Annotated in this window: 16 protein-coding genes; 2 read left to right on the top strand and 14 right to left on the bottom strand. The window is 50.7% G+C overall.

Annotated features, from left to right (window positions below):
* Nucleotide 1: 1 nt before the first annotated feature.
* Nucleotides 2-634 (bottom strand): 3-hexulose-6-phosphate synthase, encoded by a 633-nt coding sequence (gene hxlA, locus MKX98_RS20510; protein WP_071220348.1) that lies wholly within the window; start codon nt 632-634, stop codon nt 2-4.
* A 392-nt stretch (nt 635-1026) separates the two neighbouring features.
* Between hxlA and MKX98_RS20515 the strand changes: the two genes are divergently transcribed.
* Complete coding sequence (locus MKX98_RS20515) at nt 1027-1572, top strand: AAA family ATPase (protein WP_194543374.1); 546 nt, start codon at nt 1027-1029, stop codon at nt 1570-1572.
* A 223-nt stretch (nt 1573-1795) separates the two neighbouring features.
* On the opposite strand, the gene MKX98_RS20520 is transcribed toward MKX98_RS20515, so the two are convergent.
* The 11 genes from MKX98_RS20520 to MKX98_RS20570 all read right to left on the bottom strand — a co-directional run bounded on the left by MKX98_RS20520 (nt 1796) and on the right by MKX98_RS20570 (nt 15539).
* The gene (locus MKX98_RS20520) at nt 1796-2821 is read right to left on the bottom strand and encodes an ABC transporter substrate-binding protein (RefSeq protein ID WP_071220498.1); all 1026 of its coding nucleotides are present in this window, start codon (nt 2819-2821) and stop codon (nt 1796-1798) included.
* A gap of 114 nt (nt 2822-2935) precedes the next feature.
* Complete coding sequence (locus MKX98_RS20525; protein ID WP_071220346.1) at nt 2936-3904, bottom strand: ABC transporter permease; 969 nt, start codon at nt 3902-3904, stop codon at nt 2936-2938.
* A gap of 34 nt (nt 3905-3938) precedes the next feature.
* Entirely contained in the window at nt 3939-5438 is a 1500-nt protein-coding gene (locus MKX98_RS20530; RefSeq protein ID WP_339218098.1) for a sugar ABC transporter ATP-binding protein, read from the bottom strand.
* A 135-nt stretch (nt 5439-5573) separates the two neighbouring features.
* Nucleotides 5574-6554, bottom strand: a complete 981-nt coding sequence (locus MKX98_RS20535; protein WP_194543376.1) for a substrate-binding domain-containing protein — start codon at nt 6552-6554, stop codon at nt 5574-5576.
* The gene (locus tag MKX98_RS20540) at nt 6551-8347 is read right to left on the bottom strand and encodes a sensor histidine kinase (protein ID WP_339218099.1); all 1797 of its coding nucleotides are present in this window, start codon (nt 8345-8347) and stop codon (nt 6551-6553) included. The genes MKX98_RS20535 and MKX98_RS20540 overlap by 4 nt, the downstream gene beginning before the upstream one ends.
* Nucleotides 8344-9963, bottom strand: a complete 1620-nt coding sequence (locus tag MKX98_RS20545) for a response regulator (RefSeq protein WP_339218101.1) — start codon at nt 9961-9963, stop codon at nt 8344-8346. The genes MKX98_RS20540 and MKX98_RS20545 overlap by 4 nt, the downstream gene beginning before the upstream one ends.
* A gap of 119 nt (nt 9964-10082) precedes the next feature.
* Entirely contained in the window at nt 10083-10625 is a 543-nt protein-coding gene (locus tag MKX98_RS20550; protein WP_194543379.1) for an NAD(P)H-dependent oxidoreductase, read from the bottom strand.
* Nucleotides 10626-10728: 103 nt separating this feature from the next.
* On the bottom strand, nt 10729-12441 hold the full coding sequence (locus MKX98_RS20555; RefSeq protein WP_339218103.1) for a VOC family protein: 1713 nt from the start codon (nt 12439-12441) through the stop codon (nt 10729-10731).
* On the bottom strand, nt 12438-12998 hold the full coding sequence (locus MKX98_RS20560) for an NAD(P)H-dependent oxidoreductase (protein ID WP_220684734.1): 561 nt from the start codon (nt 12996-12998) through the stop codon (nt 12438-12440). Before MKX98_RS20560 ends, MKX98_RS20555 begins: the two co-directional genes overlap by 4 nt.
* Before the next feature lie 179 nt (nt 12999-13177).
* Nucleotides 13178-13843 carry a response regulator transcription factor gene (locus MKX98_RS20565; RefSeq protein ID WP_071220338.1) on the bottom strand — a complete coding sequence of 222 codons (666 nt, stop codon included), beginning with the start codon at nt 13841-13843 and terminating at the stop codon, nt 13178-13180.
* Nucleotides 13821-15539 carry a GAF domain-containing sensor histidine kinase gene (locus MKX98_RS20570; RefSeq protein ID WP_339218107.1) on the bottom strand — a complete coding sequence of 573 codons (1719 nt, stop codon included), beginning with the start codon at nt 15537-15539 and terminating at the stop codon, nt 13821-13823. The genes MKX98_RS20565 and MKX98_RS20570 overlap by 23 nt, the downstream gene beginning before the upstream one ends.
* A 441-nt stretch (nt 15540-15980) precedes the next feature.
* On the opposite strand from MKX98_RS20570, the gene MKX98_RS20575 reads away from it, so the two are divergent.
* Nucleotides 15981-16262, top strand: a complete 282-nt coding sequence (locus MKX98_RS20575; protein ID WP_006211013.1) for a CD3324 family protein — start codon at nt 15981-15983, stop codon at nt 16260-16262.
* A gap of 143 nt (nt 16263-16405) precedes the next feature.
* Here MKX98_RS20575 and MKX98_RS20580 read toward each other — a convergent pair whose 3' ends face one another.
* Nucleotides 16406-16942, bottom strand: coding sequence for a hypothetical protein (locus tag MKX98_RS20580; RefSeq protein ID WP_194543383.1), 537 nt, complete (start codon nt 16940-16942; stop codon nt 16406-16408).
* A 20-nt stretch (nt 16943-16962) separates the two neighbouring features.
* Entirely contained in the window at nt 16963-18459 is a 1497-nt protein-coding gene (locus MKX98_RS20585; protein WP_339218111.1) for an amidase family protein, read from the bottom strand.
* Nucleotides 18460-18582 lie beyond the last annotated feature (123 nt).

An 18582-nucleotide genomic window follows, 5' to 3' on the forward strand; every position in this document is an offset into this window, starting at 1 on the left:
CTTAGACCTGCTTAACAAGCTGGTTCATCTGGGCCGCAACCGCTTTTTTATCGGATTGACCTGTGATTCCCCCTCCGACAATCACGAGATCAGGATTCGCTTGGATCACCTCAGGGAGCGTCTCCATTTTGATTCCTCCCGCAACCGCCGTCTTGGCGTGCTTCACGACACGTTTGATCGCAGCCAATTCCTCGAATGAATTCTTGCCTTCCGCTTGGTGGTCGTAGCCGGAATGAACGCAAATGTAATCCACGCCCAAAGCGTCAATCTCCACTGCTCTACTCTCAATGTCCTTCACATTGATCATATCGACCATCACTTGCTTACCTTGCTTAAGGGCTTCCGCTACCGCGCCTTTGATCGTAGCATCGTCGGATACACCTAACACCGTAATAATGTCCGCGCCGGCTTCGGATGCCTTCGCCACTTCATAACCGCCCGCATCCATAATTTTCAGATCGGCCAGCACACGCAGCTGCGGGAAAGCCTCTTTAATTGCTTTTACGGCATGAAGTCCTTCGTTAATGACAACCGGTGTTCCGATCTCCACGATGTCGATAAACTCGGCTACCTCAGCCACCACTTGTTTTGCTTCAGGAATATTTACTAAATCCAATGCCAATTGAAGTTCCATATTGTTATTCTCTCCTTATGAACGTATTGGTTAATGACTACGCCCATTGTAGAGCAGATAGTTTACTTTCCGGAAGTACGTACTTAGAAGTGAGATACTTACGTGGAAGTAAGTAATACGGCGGGACAAGGGTTTATGGGCTCCGTTTAATTAGCAATGCATACTGCTCCAAGACGCTGGTAAAAAACAATTAAGCCCATTTATTCACTTTTCGGCTCGCATTCGGCTGTGGTTTAATATAGTTGTCAGGCCGGACAAAATGATCGGAAAGGAGGCTGAACGAATTGATTCAGAATATGGAGGTGGCATCCGCATAAGCGGGTGTCACGTTTAGGGGAGCCCGTTATAGGGCTCCCTTTCATTTACAATCCGATAGCATTGGAGAAATGATTATGTCACATACATCTGAACCAGCCGTTATTATTGTCACTGGTGTCATGGCTTCCGGTAAATCGACGGTAGCCCAGCTGCTGGCCGAGAAATTTGAACGCGGAGTCCACTTGAGGGGAGACGCGTTTCGGAGAATGATTATCAAGGGCAGGGAAGAAATGCTTCCGGATGCTTCAGACGAAGCAAAACGGCAGCTTGCCCTGCGCTACAGATTATCGGCCTCCACTGCCAGAACCTATGCTGAAGCGGGTTTTCATGTCGTCCTCCAGGACGTCATTCTCGGCCCCGCGCTGCTGCAAATAACCGAAATGCTAAACGGCCTTCCCGTTTACGTCGTTGTGCTGAACCCATCTGAGAATGCCATCAGCGCACGCGAGCAGATTCGTAACAAAAAAGGCTACGGGGTATGGACCATCCATGAGCTGAACCGGCGTTTGAACGACGAAACGCCGAGAATCGGCATGTGGCTGGATACCTCCGATTTATCTCCGGAAGAGACCGCCCAAGAGATTTGGAAGCGGATATGGAACGAGGGGCAGATCCGTTAACATAAACCCGGTATCATTCATGACAAGAATTCCTGGTAAAAAACAATTATGCCTGTTTATTCACTTTAGTCCTGCAGTCGGCCGTGGTTTAATATAGATGTCCGGCTGGACCAAATGATCGGAAAGGAGGCTGAACGAATTGATTCAGAATATGGAGGTGACATCTGCGTAAGCGGATGTCACGTTAAGGGGAGCCCTCTATAGGGCTCCCCTTCATTTCATTTTACTCATAGATCACAGCTTTGATCTCGTCGCTATCGATATTATTTTTGTCATACCAGTAAAATCCCGTATCGATCTGCGGTTCAACCTTCTCCCCTTTGATGGCCGCCACGGCGGCTTTTACCGTCTCATATCCGATGCCGACCGGATTCTGCGTGATGGCTCCCGCCATCGTTCCATTCTTGATTGCGTCAATCTGCGCTTTTCCGGAATCGAACCCGACCACGATAATCTGACCTTCCTTCTTCATCTCCGTTACCGCATTAATGACCCCGACGGCCGAACCCTCATTCGCCCCGAATATCCCTTTCAAATCCGGATGCGCCTGCATCATCGCTTTGGCCAAGTCCGTCGACTTCAAGTGATCCCCGCCTCCGTACTGGATGTCAACGATTTCGATATTCGGGTACTTCTCTTCGATCTGCTTCTTGAAGCCGTCACGGCGGCTAACCCCGGTCACGCTGGTCTGGTCATGGACCACCATGGCGATTTTGCCTTCATTCCCGATGAGCTCAGCCATTTTATCCGCCGCAAGCGCGGATGCAGCCATATTGTCCGTTGATGCCGTCGTTACCGGAATGTCGCTTTCCACGCCCGAATCGAAGGCGATGATCGGAATGTTGTTTTCCTGGGCTTTTTTCAGATAAGGAATGGAGGCCTGGCTATCCAGTGCAGCAAAACCGATCGCGCTTGGTTTCTTATCGAGTGCTGCCTGCAGCATTTCGATCTGCTTATCCACCTGGGATTCCGTCTCTGGTCCTTCAAAGGTAATCTTTACGCCAAGCTCTTCCCCTGCCTGCTCGGCACCGGTTTTTACCGCCTGCCAGAACTGATGCTGAAAGCCTTTGGAAATGATCGGAATATAGATTTCCCCTTCGGCAGCCGAACCGGAGCCTGAGCCGGATCCGCCCTCGCTTGGACTGTCGGTTCCTGAAGCGCTCTTGCCCGATGAACCGCAAGCCGCCAGCAGGCTTGCAGTCAGCATGAGAATCAGAGCCAATACGGAAAGCTTTTTCATAATCTCCATCTCCCCTTGTTTATCAAAATAGTACATCTATAGAACTTCCATCCAAGGAAGCTTCTATCCAGATTAAGCTAGCACACGGCTAACCGAGCGCGGATCGCAGTTCTAGCAGAGGACTTACGCTTTGCGTCTGCGCAAAATATCCGCATACACCGCGAGTATAATGACAAATCCTACGACAACGGTTTGCCACTCCTGCGGCACGGACAGAATACGTAATCCATTCGTCAGCACGCTCATGATCAATGCGCCGATGACCGTGCCGATGATGGTACCCTTCCCGCCGCTGAGCGAAGTCCCCCCGATTACGACCGCCGCGATGGCTTCCAGCTCATAACCGGCCCCCAGCGCCGGGTTCGCCGAGTTCAGCCTCGATGCCATCATGACACCCGCCAAACCGGTAAAGGCGCCGGTTAAGGTGTAAATGACGATTTTCCAGAATCCCACATTAACACCCGACAATCGGGTCGCCTCTTCGTTGCTGCCTAGCGCAAAGTTATACCGGCCGATGATGGTCTTCGATAAGATGAGGTAGCCCACAACCGCCGCGATGAAGAAAATAACGACCGCATTCGGAATATCGAGGCCCGGTATCAGCCAGCCCAGCACGCTGCCTTGGGACACCTCGGCAAAGCTTTCGGCGTCGTTGAAATAGACCGGCTTGGCTCCGGATATAATCAGTGCCAGTCCTTTAGCGATCATCATCATCGCCAGCGTTGCGATGAAAGGCGGGATCTTCATCTTCGCCACCGCCGTACCGGATAGAAGCCCGCATAGCGCGCCCGTCAATATCCCCCCAAGAATGCCGACCGGAACCGGCAATCCCCAGAAGGTGATGCAGACGCCGGTCATAACGCCGCTTAGTGTCATGACCGTTCCGACAGACAGATCAATGCCGCCGGTAATGATGACAAAGGTAGATCCTAAGGCAAGAACGCCGATCACCGCGGTCGAGAGAAGAATGCCCACGATATTGGAGAATTGAAAGAAATTGCTGGATGAGAATGTAAAGAATAGTATGAGAACAACCAAGCTGGCTAAGGCCAGCACTTGCTGAAGTGCGCCCGATTTGATTTGAATGTTCATCTGTTTACTCCTCCTAACGTGTATGGATTACGGCTTACATCCTTGCTGTAGCCAGATGCATAATGCTTTCTTGGGTCGCCTCTGCTTGATCCAGCTCGCCCGTAATCCGGCCTTCACACATCACGAGAACCCGATGACTCATCCGTAAAATTTCAGGCAGCTCTGAGGAGATCATGATGACCGATTTACCCTGTGCCGTAAGATCGTTCAGCAGGCGATAGATTTCGCTCTTGGCCCCTACATCGATCCCGCGCGTCGGTTCATCGAAGATCAGAATGTCGCAATCGCGGGTCAGCCATTTGCCGATAACGACTTTCTGCTGATTACCGCCGGAGAGGAATTTGACCTCTTGGTCCACATGCGGTGTTTTGACCTTCAATCGTTCGACCATATCCTCCGCTTGCTTGCGAATCCTGGTCGTATTCATCCAGCCGGCTGGGCCCAGGAAGTTACGGTATGAGGCGATAGCCACATTGCTCTTCACATCCAGATCGACGACACATCCATAGCGCTTGCGATCCTCGGATAAATAACCGATCCCTTGGCGCACCGCATCATGGGGGCCCTTGATCGTTATCTTGCGGCCATGAACATGGATCTCGCCGGATTGAATGCGGTCGGCACCGAAGATCGCTCGGGCAAGCTCGGTCCGCCCCGCACCAACCAGGCCTGCAATGCCAAGGATTTCTCCCTTTTTCAGAGTGAAGTTAATGTCCTTCAAAGTTCGGCCTTGATTCAGTCCTTTAACCTCCAATACCGTCTCACGTTCACCTGCGCTCTTCTCCGGTTTCGAGGTCTCGTAGATCTGACGGCCAACCATTTTGGAAATAATGTCCTGTGTGGTGACTTCATCCGTTGAAACCGTATCGATATACTGTCCGTCACGCATCACCGTAATGCGATCCGTAATTCGCTTGATCTCATCCATCCGATGGGAAATGTAAACGATTCCAACTCCGCCTTCTCGAAGCTGACGAATGATGCGGAACAAATCCTCAATCTCGGTTTCGCTTAAAGCTGCAGTAGGCTCATCCATGACCAGCACGTCGGCGTTATAAGACAATGCCTTGGCAATCTCCACCATCTGCTGCTTGGCAACCGTTAGTTCCGAAACCTTGAGAGATGGATCCATGTCCAGCCCCATCCGCTCGAACAGTTCCTTCACCTGCCGATTTAGCGCCTGATTGTCCAGAAACAACTTGAGCTTTCTGCGCGGCTCTCGCCCGATGAATATGTTCTGAGCAACCGTCAGATCAGGCGCCAAGTTCAGTTCCTGATGGATCATGCTGATCCCGGCGTCTTGAGCCGCTTTCGGATTCGTTAACTCTACGGGCTGCCCTTTGTACCTGATCGTACCTTCGTCCTTCTGGTATACGCCGGTCAATATTTTCATCATCGTTGACTTGCCGGCGCCGTTCTCACCCATTAGCGCATGGACTTCACCGCGCAGCAGCTCGAATCGGCAATGATTTAATGCAAGCACGCCCGGAAATTCCTTCGTGATTCCTTCCATTTGTATCAATACTTCGCTCAAAGACCCTCACCTCTCTAGCTGGCACCATTTATGAATCATTGTACAAATCGGTCTCCGATGGAGGAATGGAATATTCTCTGATCCATGTTGAATAATCTATGATCTGTTAACAGGCTCCCCCCATAAAGGAAGAAGCTACTCTTCCACAAAGGGAAAGAGCAGCTTCTGGTTCTCCTCGGTATACATATTGTCTTTGTTGATGACAACGGAATCGGTGTACACGTTGCGTAACACCTTGTCTCCTTCGATGATGGATATGGCTGTTTTGATGCCCAAATAGCCGATGTTGAAGGGCTTCTGAACAATGGTGGATTGAAGAACCCCCTCTTCGAGCAGCTTGACTTCCTTCACCGAGCTGTCGAATCCGACCAGCTTAACCTTGCCCGCCAGCCCCAGTTCTCGGATCGCTCTTCCTGCCCCGACTGTAGAAGGCTCATTCAGCCCCACGATTCCATTCAGGTCAGGCCTTTCCAACAGCAGTTTCTTCGTGATGTCATAGGCACGCTCCTCCTTGCCCTCGCTGTAGTAAGTGCCCACGATTTCCGTGCCGCTGCGCTGCTCCAGAATGCTTCGAACCCCTTGTTCCCTTTCGATCTGCGTCGAGGCCCCCCGTACGAAACTGATAATGGCGACCTCCGCATTTGCGGAGAGCAACGAAGAAAGCTCCTTGCCTGCCTTCTGTCCGGCATTCACATTGTCGGTCGCGATCAAGCTCTGCGCGTAATCGCCGTTCACCGCGGAATCAATCATGATAAGCGGAATGTCAGCCTTGCGAATGGACTCCGCTACAGGAACTAGGCGGTTATAATCACCTGCTGCCATAACAATCGCATCCGGCTTCTGCTTGATGGCTTCCTCCAGCAATTGAATCTGCAAGTCTACTTCGATTTCCTGAGTCGGTCCTACCACCGAGACATCCACACCGAATTCACGAGAAGCCGTGTTCACCCCTTCAATCAGTACACGCCAGAATTCAATCTCATCCAGCGCTTTAACACCCACGATGATCCTCTTGGGTCCGGGTTCTTCCTTGGACCACTGAAGGGCGATATAACCCAGGATGAATACCGGAATCAGCAGCAGTAAAACATATCGCAGTCTCATGTACGACTTCATGGCACATCCCCCTCCATGCTCCGCCATTCATCCGGATGAACGGCCGGAATAAGCACCGTGACGTTTGTCCCCGCTCCGGGCTCGCTCGTATAGCTAAGACCATATTCCGCTCCAAAATATAACTGAATCCGCTGATGGACATTCGCTATCCCAACGCTGTTTCTCGAATGTTGGCTCCCTGTAGAGATTAATAATGTCTCAACCTTGGACCGATCCATGCCGATGCCGTCATCCATGACTTGAAACCGAATCCGATCATCCTGAAGTCTCCCCGTAATCGTGATCGTGCCCGGCCCTTCCTTGTTCTTGATGCCATGATAAATGGCATTCTCCACCAGAGGCTGCAGCAGCACCTTCAACGTCAGATAAGGATAAAGCTCGCGGTCCATATCCAGAGTAAACCGGATTTTATCCTGGTATCGCATTTGTTGTATTTTTAAATAATTCGTTATATGTTCCACCTCGGTAGCAATCGGGATCATTTCCCTCCCTTTGCTGAGCGAAGCTCGAAACAGCCTTGCTAGAGCCGATGTCATCAGAATCACCTCATCATGCTTTTTGCTCTCGGCCATCCATATAATGGAATCCAGCGTATTGTAGAGGAAATGGGGATTGATTTGGGCTTGCAGGGCATTCAATTCGCTTTTCCTCTTAATTTCCTGTTCTATCACGATCTGGTCCATCAATTCCTTGACCTTCAGCACCATCACATTGAAGCTGCGGGCCAAGCCGGAGATTTCCCTGGAATGCCCCACAGGAACCCGGATATCGAAATTTCCCTTCTCCACTTCCATCATCTTTTCCTGGAGCTTCTTGATGGGACGCGTGAGGTTGCGGGAGATAACGACGGAGAACAGCACGCCGACGCCAAGACATAACAACCCCGCTATAGCAAAAGAAAGCTGCATCTGCTTCTTATTGTCCACCAGCTCATTCTCGTAAAAAACGCCGACGATTTTCCAGCCGAAATCCGTGTCCTTGATGCTGTAAATCCGGCTTGCTCCGCCCTCCTTCACGACAAAACCTCCTTGCTTGTCCTGAAGCACCTGCTCTAATCTCTCCGTCTTCAAATTGCTGTAGAGCAGCTGCTGCTGCGGGTGATACACAATCCGGCCTTGACGGTCAATCACGAACACGTAACCCCGGTTCCCCAGATCGAGCTTGCTGAGCATATCGTTAATCACCTTGAAGTTGAGATCGATCAACAGGATGCCGAGCCCGTTAGAAGAGTTCACGCCGCTAAGCTCGCGGCTTAGTGATACAACCCAGCGGTACTCTCCCTTGATAACCGGCTGTACATGCGACGAGGAGATCACTGTCTGTCCCTTGTTTTCCTTCGCCTGCCGATACCAGGGCTGCTCCGATAACACAATATAAGGATTCAGTTCGGCGTCCGCACGATCGGAGATAAAGGTACCGCCTGCTCCAAAAATGTTAATCGACGCAATATCTTTGCGCGAAACCCGAATCGAGTGGAAATATTCCGATATCTTCGCTTTCAACATAGCCAGTTCCGCAGGCTGCAGTTCATCTGCCGAGGCGAGGTATTCCCTCACGTTCGGGTTGTTCATCGTCGCCAGCGAGATGTCCTTCATCCCGGTGATGTAAGTTTGGATATTCGCATTCACTTGATTGATCAGCTCGGAGGTATAACTCTCCGCCGTTTCGCGAACAGCCGATTCGGACAGCCGGTAGGAGATGAAGATCAACAGCAGCGCCGTAAACAATACAAGCATCACGAATGAGCTGGCAATGCGGGACTGAATGCTTTTGATCCGCTGCGGAGGCATCATGGCCTTACCTCGCCTGACGTCATTTTATTCCGGTACTCCGTCGGGGTATCTCCGGTATGTTTTTTAAACAGCACGCTAAAATATTGAGGATCCTGATAACCGGTTTTCGCCGCTATTTCATAAGTTTTCAACAAGGAATGCTTCAGAAGTTCCTTCGCTTTCTCCATGCGGACTTCCGTTACGTATTCAACGAAGGTCTTCCCGGTATGCGACTTGAACAAGGCGCTGAAATAACTCGTGCTCATGAAGATCCGGCTGCATACGGTCTTAATCGATAACTCGGCATCCTCATAATGCTGCTGGATGAAATCGACCGCCTCCAGCATCTGGGTGCGGGTAATATCCTTTCTCGCCTTGGCAACGTCCCTTAACGCCTGCTCGCACACCTCGTTTAACCAGCGTTCGATCTCCTCCAAGGACCGAAAAGAATACAGATCGGACAGCAGCCTCTTCTCCTTGCCGATCAGCTCGTTTCCATTGCTGCCGATTTCCATCAAAGTTTGAAGCACGGCAAGCATGACCCGAAGAACCCGCACGTAACAGAGCTCGATTGAAATTGAAGCGCTTCCAAGTTCACTGATCAGCCGCCGGATGCACGCCCTTACCTCTAAGTCCGTACCGGCCCGAATTGCGGAGATTAGCGCTGACTCGGTTTCAATCCCATCCTGGAGAGGAGCGTCCCCCCGCTTTTCAAGATCCGTGATATGAACCACCTGATCGCGGCCGATCAGGAGCCGGTATTCCAGTGCAGCTTCCGAAGCCCTGCAGGAATAACGGATATCCTGAAGCTCGCGGCAAATCGTTCCGATGCCGAGCGTGACCGTGAATTTCATGAACTGCTTTGTAGATCCGCGAATGTCCTCCGCCAGCTCCTGCGCCCGAGCGTGCAGCTCCTCCTCGCCGGAGCCCGACAGGATGGTCATAACTTTGTTCTCCTTGTACCTAAAAATAGCTGTACCGGGCTCACCTGCCAAAATCTCCTGCATGATATTGTATAAAGCAAATGCATACAGCTCATTATCGACTTGCTGTTCATCCGTACGAAGCTCATCCATATCCGCTGCCATCGCGATATAAAGCGGCCCCGGAAGCCGGATATCAAAATATGCAAGCTTGCTCTCGATCTCGGATCGCTTCATCGGTGACGACGCCAGACGTTCAAGAAATCGTTCCTTAAGCAGAACCAAACTCTCATTCAACTGTTGCTTGAGCCTTTTCAGGTGCTCCGTATGTCCGCGCTCCTCATCCATTTCCAGCTTGAGTTTACCAAGCATCTCCCTTAACTCCGCTGACGTAACCGGTTTCAAAATAAAATCCGTGACTTGCAGCTTCACCGCCTGCTGGGCATATTCGAAATCGTCAAACCCGGTAAGGATGATGATCTTTGTCTTGGGAAAACGTTCCGTAATATGGCGTGACAACTCCAGGCCATCCATGTACGGCATGTTGATATCCGTTAACACCACATCGGGTTGATGGCGGGTTACAGCCTCCAGTGCATCCCTGCCGTTCTCACAATCCCCGATGCACTCAAAGCCATGATCTGCCCACTGAATCCGGTTTCGGATTCCTTCTCTTACAATCGGTTCGTCGTCCACAATAAGAATCGTATACAATCAAAGCCTCCCCCGTTCAAAAGCAATTCCCATTTGCTTAGGTTATATCGTGTTACGAGGTCAATATACAGGAAAAGCCCTTTGGCAGGCAACTGCCAAAGGGCTCCATGAGTTTATATTTAATTACGGGTGTTCATCCACGTAATGAAATTGTTCACCACGATATCAAGAAAACCGATTGTCGGCTCATGAATCAGCTTGCCGGACTCATCCAGCTTCTCATGTACCGCCCCGATGTATACCTCATTGTTAGGGAGCAGCGGCGAAGTAATACCGACAGAAAACAGAATATCCCGGAGATGCTCCTGAGCTCTCACCGTTCCAAGCTGTCCCATCGACGCCCCCATGATCCATGAAGGCTTCCCGTTCATAACCTTATCAACGCGCGATAACCAATCAAGCGCGTTCTTGAGCACGCCCGGTATAGAGTAATTATACTCCGGCGTGATCCACAACACCGCATCAGCGGCAGCAATCCGCTCCTTGAAATCCTTGACGGCCGCAGGAGGGTCCAGCTCAATGTCTTGATCGTAAAACGGAAGATCGCGCAGCCCCAAAATTTCAAACGTGATCTGATCCGAGTAGCGCTGCTTCAAATATTCCGCCAGTTTCATATTGTACGACTCTTTTCTAATGCTTCCTACTACGATTGCAACGTTCATAATACCCTCCAGTTCTATGCTTTCTGCGCACATTTCATTCCATTTTTTACAACTAATATACAGCCTAGCACCATATTTTACCAATGTCAAAATATCGTTTGTTCTACTTCATCAACGAGAGCAGTTTACACACATTGCGCTCCATGTCTTCTCTCTGTTCAGGCGGTACATATTGGAGCAGAGCCAGTGCGGCATAAGGCACTTTGATGGCATGCGGATCTTCATACCGTTTGCTCCAATAGGCTGAACCCGTAATCGACGCACCTTCGGCAGCTTCAACTCCCTGAGTCGAAAGCGCTTGTGGCTTTAAACGGTTGAGTTTCATTTGCAGCCGGTGATTGCTTTGACCAAGCTTGGCAAGTTGAGCGTATCCGAGCCGCTCCAGCTCAATAAGCGCGTGTGCGTGGGTAACGCCATGCTCAAGCTCACCGGCAAAAAAATAATATTTGCCATCAACGTGCTGATCCGGCAGCACGAGCTCCAGCTCGGAAAGTGCACGACGTGCCAAATCGGATGCATTCCGGTACGGCGGTATTTGCGAAAGTGAGATTTCCTCGAGATCCAGCTGCGTATAATCCTCAATGCCATAATACCTAGCAAGCTTGTGTTCTACTGCTGCATCTTCCATCAGCTTAAGAATGCCTCGCACGATAGACGGCGTCAGTAAGTCCGGACGGTCCCGTAATGCTTTCAGTCCCAAGACGGCCAGGGTTACCCCGTGTCCGGAGGTACTCAGATTCGTCAGGTTAGGCAGCAGTCCTTCAATGAGTTGATTCATTAATTCAGGCTGCGCAGGCTCGGGAGGGTAGGGTTCAAACCAATCTTCATGCTGACTACGCAAATGCAGGCAATTGGCGGCCAGGCCCTGCAGTACATCTTGCGGCAAATCAAACTCCTTCTGCATGTAATAAGCCGCCAAATACGCACCGCCAACATGTCCTTCAAACCAGCCAACCTCGCCGCCGCGGCTCAAGGCCGTAAGACCATCCTCCAAATACCGGTCACTAATGACCGAATTCACCTCCTTCCCTTCGATTGCACTCGGCAGATTCAGCCTGGCTGCAATGTCTTTGGGCAAGCTTGTTATTTTCATTCGGATGCTGTAACCATACATTCTAAAATGCAAACCATCCTCGTTATCCGAAACCATCATCCGCCGATCCAGAGTGGAGCGAACCCGGTCCAGAAACCGTTCGTCCGTTACTCCGTAAGTGATCTCCAAGGATGGTGCCAGCGCATTCATGGCGATCGGAATCCATTTGCGCTTTGTTGATACAACAACGGCATGAGCCGTTCCTCCAATGGCAAAAGCGAATTGCTCCGACTCCTTGGCGATCGTTAATCCGAGCGTCCGCTTCATCCATAATCTTGCGGCTACCGGATCCTCCACAGGCAATCCCACCTCCCGCAAGTACAGGATGCCATAGGTGCCGTTCGGCGCAAGCACCCCTTCCTTCAGATCTTCATGCGCGATAAACTCAAGCAAATTCCCATCGCCATCCTTGAAGTATACGTTCATGCCGGAATCAAAGCGCTCAACCACTTCACCGTCAGGCCATTTCAACAAAGGTAGCTGCTCTGCAAGCTTCTGGACCATGGATTCAAACTGCGAATAAGGCACTTCAAACGCGATATGAGCAGGAGCTATAGGTTCATACGCTTCTTCAAAAGCGAGCGTGAAATCCGGTGTAGGCTGAAATACGATCTCCACCTCGCTTTCACTGGCTACCGGGAAATGAAGTAACCCGTGGTAGAATTGTTTCACACCCTGAATGGATACCGTCTTTAATTTCAGACCGGTAAAATGAGTGATCATGAGATCTCAACCTCCTCTTTACCGCTGATCTTCTTGACCAGTTCCATAAAGATGGACAGCGCCTCTTTAGCCCGATAATCCAGTACAATCGTGCCTTTTGCCGCTTCGGATTCGTATATGGTTCGCTGAGAACCTCCAATGGATATCCATTCCGGACTATTGATCCCGTGCAAATTACGGATGGTTGCCTGCATTTGCTGTAGTGAACTCACGCCGACCGCTCCTCCCGCAGAGCTTACCGAAAGAACCGGTTTACCTGAGAAATGCATCTGTCCCAAATGATCCAATGCGTTCTTCAAGACTCCGCTCATCCCTCCGTGGTACTCTGGTGTCGTCAAAATAATGCCATCCGCCTCCATCAACAGACGCTGCAGCTCGCGCACGCCATCATGGCGGTTGAATATCTCGTCTGGTGAATAGAACGGAAGCGGTGTTTCATACAGATTAAACAGCTTCACTTCCACGAACAACGTATTCATTTGCGCTTCCAGGGCTTTGGCCAGAACGGTACTTGTGGCTTCCTTGCGATTGCTGCCAGCTATAATCACGATTTTCATAGTACTTCCTCCCTTATGGGTATCTAAGGTTTTGTTAAGTACATTGTAGAGGAGGCAAGCAATGGAAATCGTCAACATTTAGAGTGATTTTACAAGCAAAAGCTCTCATGCCTTCGGCTGAGAGCTTCTACAACTATAGTCTTAGATATGATCATTATGTACGGCAAATACAGCAATCCTTATACGATGCCATGCTTGAGCGCATAAATGGCCGCCTGAGTCCGGTCCGCAACCCCCAGCTTATCGAGCAGATGGCTGACATGGGTTTTAACTGTCTTCTCGGTAATATAAAGCGCTTCACTGATTTCCCTGTTGTTCATGCCCGATGCAATCAGCTGTAATACTTCCTGCTCCCGGCGGGTAAGTTTATCCACCTGCGCAGTCTCTTCCTGATGGCCGGACCCGCCGGTCTCATCCGTCCCCGCCGGTGAAGTAACATGCGTCATGAGCAGGCCTGCCGCATCCGGATGCAGTTCAACTTGGCCTTCATACACGCGTCTGATCGCAGCCACCAGATCCTCAGGCTCAATATCCTTAAGGAGATAGCCGCGTGCGCCCGCCCGAATGGCTGGCAGCACATGGTCATAATCGATAAACGAGGTCAGCACGATGACTTTAATATGAGGCTGTTCTTTTTTTAACCGTGCGGTCGTATCGATTCCATTGAGAATCGGCATATTCAGATCCATTAACACGACATCGGGATTCAGCTGATTGGCCTTCTCTAACGTTTCCTCGCCATTCGCGGCTTCGCCAACCATCTCGATATCCGGCTGCGTAGCCAGAAAAACCTGCAATCCCCGTCGTACCATGGCATGATCGTCAGCGATCAACAATCGGATCATCGGTGATCCCCCCATTCTCTATTGATCTCACCCTTAAGGGCAGCGAAACCTCAATAATGGTTCCCTCTCTGTACACACTGTATAGACGGAATTGTCCTCCGAGCGATTCCGCCCGTTCCCGCATGCTGGACAACCCAATCGAATGTCTTGTCAGCTCGTTCAATCGTTGCTTGGAAATCCCGCGGCCATGATCTTCGATCCTGAGTTCAACTTCATTTTCCCGCGGGGTTAATACGACCGTTACTTCCTTCGTATCCGCATGCTTGCTTACATTATTCAGCGCCTCTTGACCGATCCTCCACAATGTTTCTTCCACGATCCGGGGCAGGTCCCGTATCCCGTTGATATGTGAGCTTACATGAAGTTTCAATCGTTCGCCGTATTGTTTCAGGCCTGTCATAAGCCCTTCTTCAAGTCCGGGTGGGCGAAGCTGCATGATCAGCTCCCGCATTTCCTTAAGCGCGCTTTGCGACAGGACCTGTATATCATGGATGGTGTCCTGCAGCATACTTGTCTGCTCATGCGGCTCTGCGGCAAGCATTCCCCGCACTCCCTTGGACATCATGACCAGCGAGAACAGGGTTTGGCTTACCGAGTCGTGCAGGTCACGGGCGAGACGATTTCGTTCATCCATTCTTGCGAGCTCCCGCCGGTTTTCCTCCAGACGGATGCGTTGAAGGGTCATGCCGATATGTTCAGCCAGTGCCTCGATCACCTCGATATCTGCCCGGTACGAATCGCCGTAATGATCGAACCCTACTAAAAGCAGTCCAAATGAGGTGTCCCCGGCAGCCGCCAGCGGAACCGCAACCGCTCGGGAGATGGAGGATATCCATCCCTGTTCAACCAAAAGATCTGCAAGCCGCTGTGCGTCTTCTGCACTGACCGGGCTCGGATTGACCTCTCCCTTGCCAGAACGGGTTCGTGCGGCTTCAGCCAGCGGAAATTTGGCATGGGGCAGCGTCGTCTGCCCTCTGCTGTAGAGGGCACGCAGCGTCACTTCGCTGCCGATAGGCTCCAGCAATGCGGCAACCGGCCAGTCAAAGTAACGGCCCATTAAACTCATGACTTGCTTCGTTAATTCAGCCCGGTTAACCGCTTGGGAAGCATAAGCACCGAGTGCGCTGCTATATTCCCCAAGCCGGGCAAACAAATCCGCTCGGCGCTGCTCGGCTGCGTATAGCCGCATGCGCTCAATGGCGCTGCCGATTTGGTAGGCAACCGATTCCAGCAGCGCCAGTTCCTCTTTGGTGAAATGCAGTTTCCCGGGTGCAGCCACATTTAGTACGCCGAACCTGCGGCTGCCGGATCGCAGCGGAACGGTTGCATGGTGGGTTATGCCTTCCGTATCCCCCCACTGGTAACGAACGGCGTTATCCAGACGTTTGCAATTCAATATGTTCACGGCATTTTTCAGACGTCCGTCATCGTAACGCTCCAGGCACCAGCAGCTGCCGCATCTCATAGGTTCGTTGTCGTTCCGGCTCAGGGCAGGCGGCAAATTCCGGCTGGCTACGAATTCATGCGTTCCCCGATCTTCCACCAGGAACAGCCAACCGGTCGTAAGTCCGGTCAGCTCCAGCAGCTTGGTAATAACAACGTCCAGCATGGGGCCAAGCTCATTGGACTCGTTCAATGTTTCTGCGATCGTCTTCAGCGTAATTAACTCCTGAATATGCGGATCGTGATTGGACATACACGAAAGCTCCTTCTTTTTTTGCATTCTGAAGTAACTATATTATATAATCCTGTCACGTACCATCAAAATGCCTATGGAACCCTTCGGACGTTTCTCAATTCATTCACCCCATGAATTTTGGTAAAAAACAATTAATATTGTTTTATCTCTTGCAAATTCCCACCTACATATGGCTTAATATAGAAGTCGGGGCCGACGAAATGAGCTGAAAGGAGGCTGATTGCAATGATTCAGATCCGTGAGGTGGTATTCGCGTAAAGCGAATATCCGTTAAAATAGGAGCCCGCTGCGGGCTCCCTATATCTATTTTTAAATCCAACAACTCAAAAAATCCAAAAAAAACCAATATCACGAAAGGAGGAGGGCAAGCATGATCAATACAATTGTTTTGAAACTCAGCGATAGCTTAAATATGTATACAGAAAGAGGAGGGCGTCGATGGGCCATTACAAAAACGGAAGAGAAGTGCTTCCCCCCGAGCTGCTGCAGCAAATTCAACAGTATATAGATGGAGAATTACTCTACATACCGAAACAGAGCGAGCAAAGAGCCGGCTGGGGAGAGTTAAGCGGTTCCAAACAACGCATCGAAAGTCGAAATAAAGAAATGTATCGCGCTTATTGCAAAGGACGGTCCATTGAGGAATTGGAACGGACCTACTTCCTGTCTGGAGAAAGCGTGCGCAAGATCATAAGTAAACTTACCCGCGTAGGGACCTGAATCGATGAGATTTAACGGTCTGCTCACGGATTAACATAGGACTGTTCCCTTGGGGCGCAGTCCTTTCCATTTTATATGAACGATACTGCATAACAGAAAATGCCCGACTGCAGGCGAATCTACAGTCGGGCATTTGTTATACCCTAACGATTTTCCGGCTTCTCCCCTGCGACATCCCAACGATGTCGAAATTTCTCCAATCGCGGGTGCAGATACGGCGGCTCCGACAAGAGGATTAGCCTCAGCTTCACAATCCATTCTTCGAAGGAGGAAAAGGAGGCAAACGCATTTGCCATCTCAGGTGTCAGAACAAGAAAATGGGGACTTCCGTATTTCTCTGCCAGATGACGAAGCGCGGTATCGATCGGCGTGTATTTTTTTCGTTTCGACTCGAAGGGTTCAATCACAACCGATGCTCCTGCATGATCTTCGATCCATTCCTGAAGCTGTTTCTCCCGTTTGTAATAAGGGCTGACCGGTTCCTTGAACATCCGCTTCGCTGTCTCTTCATGCAGCGGATACAACACCAATTTTACAAATGACCGTTCTTCTAAAATGGCAGCGGCCTGCTCCAAATCCTCCTGAACCTGCTCGAAGAGGTCGTAGAATATTAAGGTTCCTTTGGTTGTCGGCTTTGGGGGCTCGTAACCGTAAGGAACATACTCCAAATTGCGCGGCATGATGGAACTTCACCTCTCTTTTACTCTGATGACGGGGATGAAAGTCTCGGTGGTACGCGATGCTGGGTAGCCTGCTCAAAGCCGTAGGCTAATTGGATCAGGACGGGCTCGCTATATGCCGTCCCGATGAACGTAATGCCCTGTGGCCCCTTCGTAATATATCCTCCCGGCGCAATGACGCCATTCTCGGCATAGCCGCCGGGAACGGTTACCGATGGATACCCTGCCCGGGCAGCCAAATCCGGTCCATATTCATTACCCAGAAACAGCAGGGCGTCCAGCTGATACGCCTGCAAAACATGGTCAATCCCTCTCGCTCCCGCCATTTCTTTATTCTTCTGCTTGCTCTTAAGATACTCTGTTTCGGTCAGCGTGCCGCTCGTTTCCTCGGCCCAGATCAATGTGCCCTGTCCATATTTCAAGGCAATCTCAGCGTGTGCCTCATTATAAGCGATAACCTCGGCCAACGAATGAACAGGCAGAGACGCATCTACGTTCGCCAAATAATCATTGACATATTTTTTGAACTCATAGCGAAGGACATTGGCGTCCCACTTGGTATCCTGGCAAGGCAGCTCCACTGGATCAATTATGGTAGCTCCTTGATTCCGCAGCACTTCAATGGCGGATTCTACAATATCTAGTCTATCCCGATCCAAGTGCTTATAGTAGTATCGGGGAATCCCGATTCGTGCTTTCTTCAAATACCTCGAATCCAGATACTCCGTGTAGTCCTCCACCCTTTTTTGAGGATCGATCTGGGTCACTTCGTCCAGATCATCAGCTCCCGCGATCGCGCTAAGCAGAATCGCTGCATCTTCCACCGTTCTGGTCATTGGACCTGCCGTATCCTGTGTGTGAGTGATAGGGATGATACCTGAACGGCTTACCAGTCCAATCGTCGGCTTAATGCCAACCAGGCTGTTCTGGCTGGAAGGACTGATAATCGAACCTGATGTTTCCGTCCCGATGGCCGCTGCGGCCAAATTCGCCGCCACCGCAGCACCGGAGCCTGAGCTTGAACCTCCAACAAACATTTCCCCTGGACCGTATGGGTTTAATGTAAGTCCGTTTCTTGATGAATATCCTGCCCACATGGTCGGGGACATAAAGTTCGCCCATTCGGTCATGTTGCTCTTGCCCAAAATAACAGCACCCGCCTTACGCAGCTTCGCAGCAACAAAGGAATCTTTGGTGGCAAACGAATCCGCAAGGGTGATGGAGCCGGCACTCGTATGCAGCCGATCCCCGGTGGCGATATTGTCCTTAAGCAGGATGGGAATCCCATGAAGCAATCCTCTTGCACCCTGGTCCTTGCGCTCCAGGTCCAGCTCCTCGGCAATTTGCAGCGCTTCAGGATTTACCTCAAGAACCGAGCGGAGAATTCCATCGTATAACCCGATCCGCTCCAAATATAATTGAACCAGGTCTACTGAAGTCATCCAACCCTCAGTCATCGCATGCTGCATATCCGAAATGGTTGCTTCCACAATCCATGCTTTTTTATCCATGATCATATATAGTCCCCCAGACTTATCTTTCTGAACTTGCGGTAGATGGTGGGGATTAATGTTTCATATTTTAGCCTCCAAACGTTTCAGGTTCCTATATGTAATTCGGGATATAGGAACAAAATCCCT

Origin of the sequence: Paenibacillus sp. FSL W7-1332 (genome assembly GCF_037969785.1) — a bacterium.
Lineage (GTDB): Bacteria > Bacillota > Bacilli > Paenibacillales > Paenibacillaceae > Paenibacillus_AQ.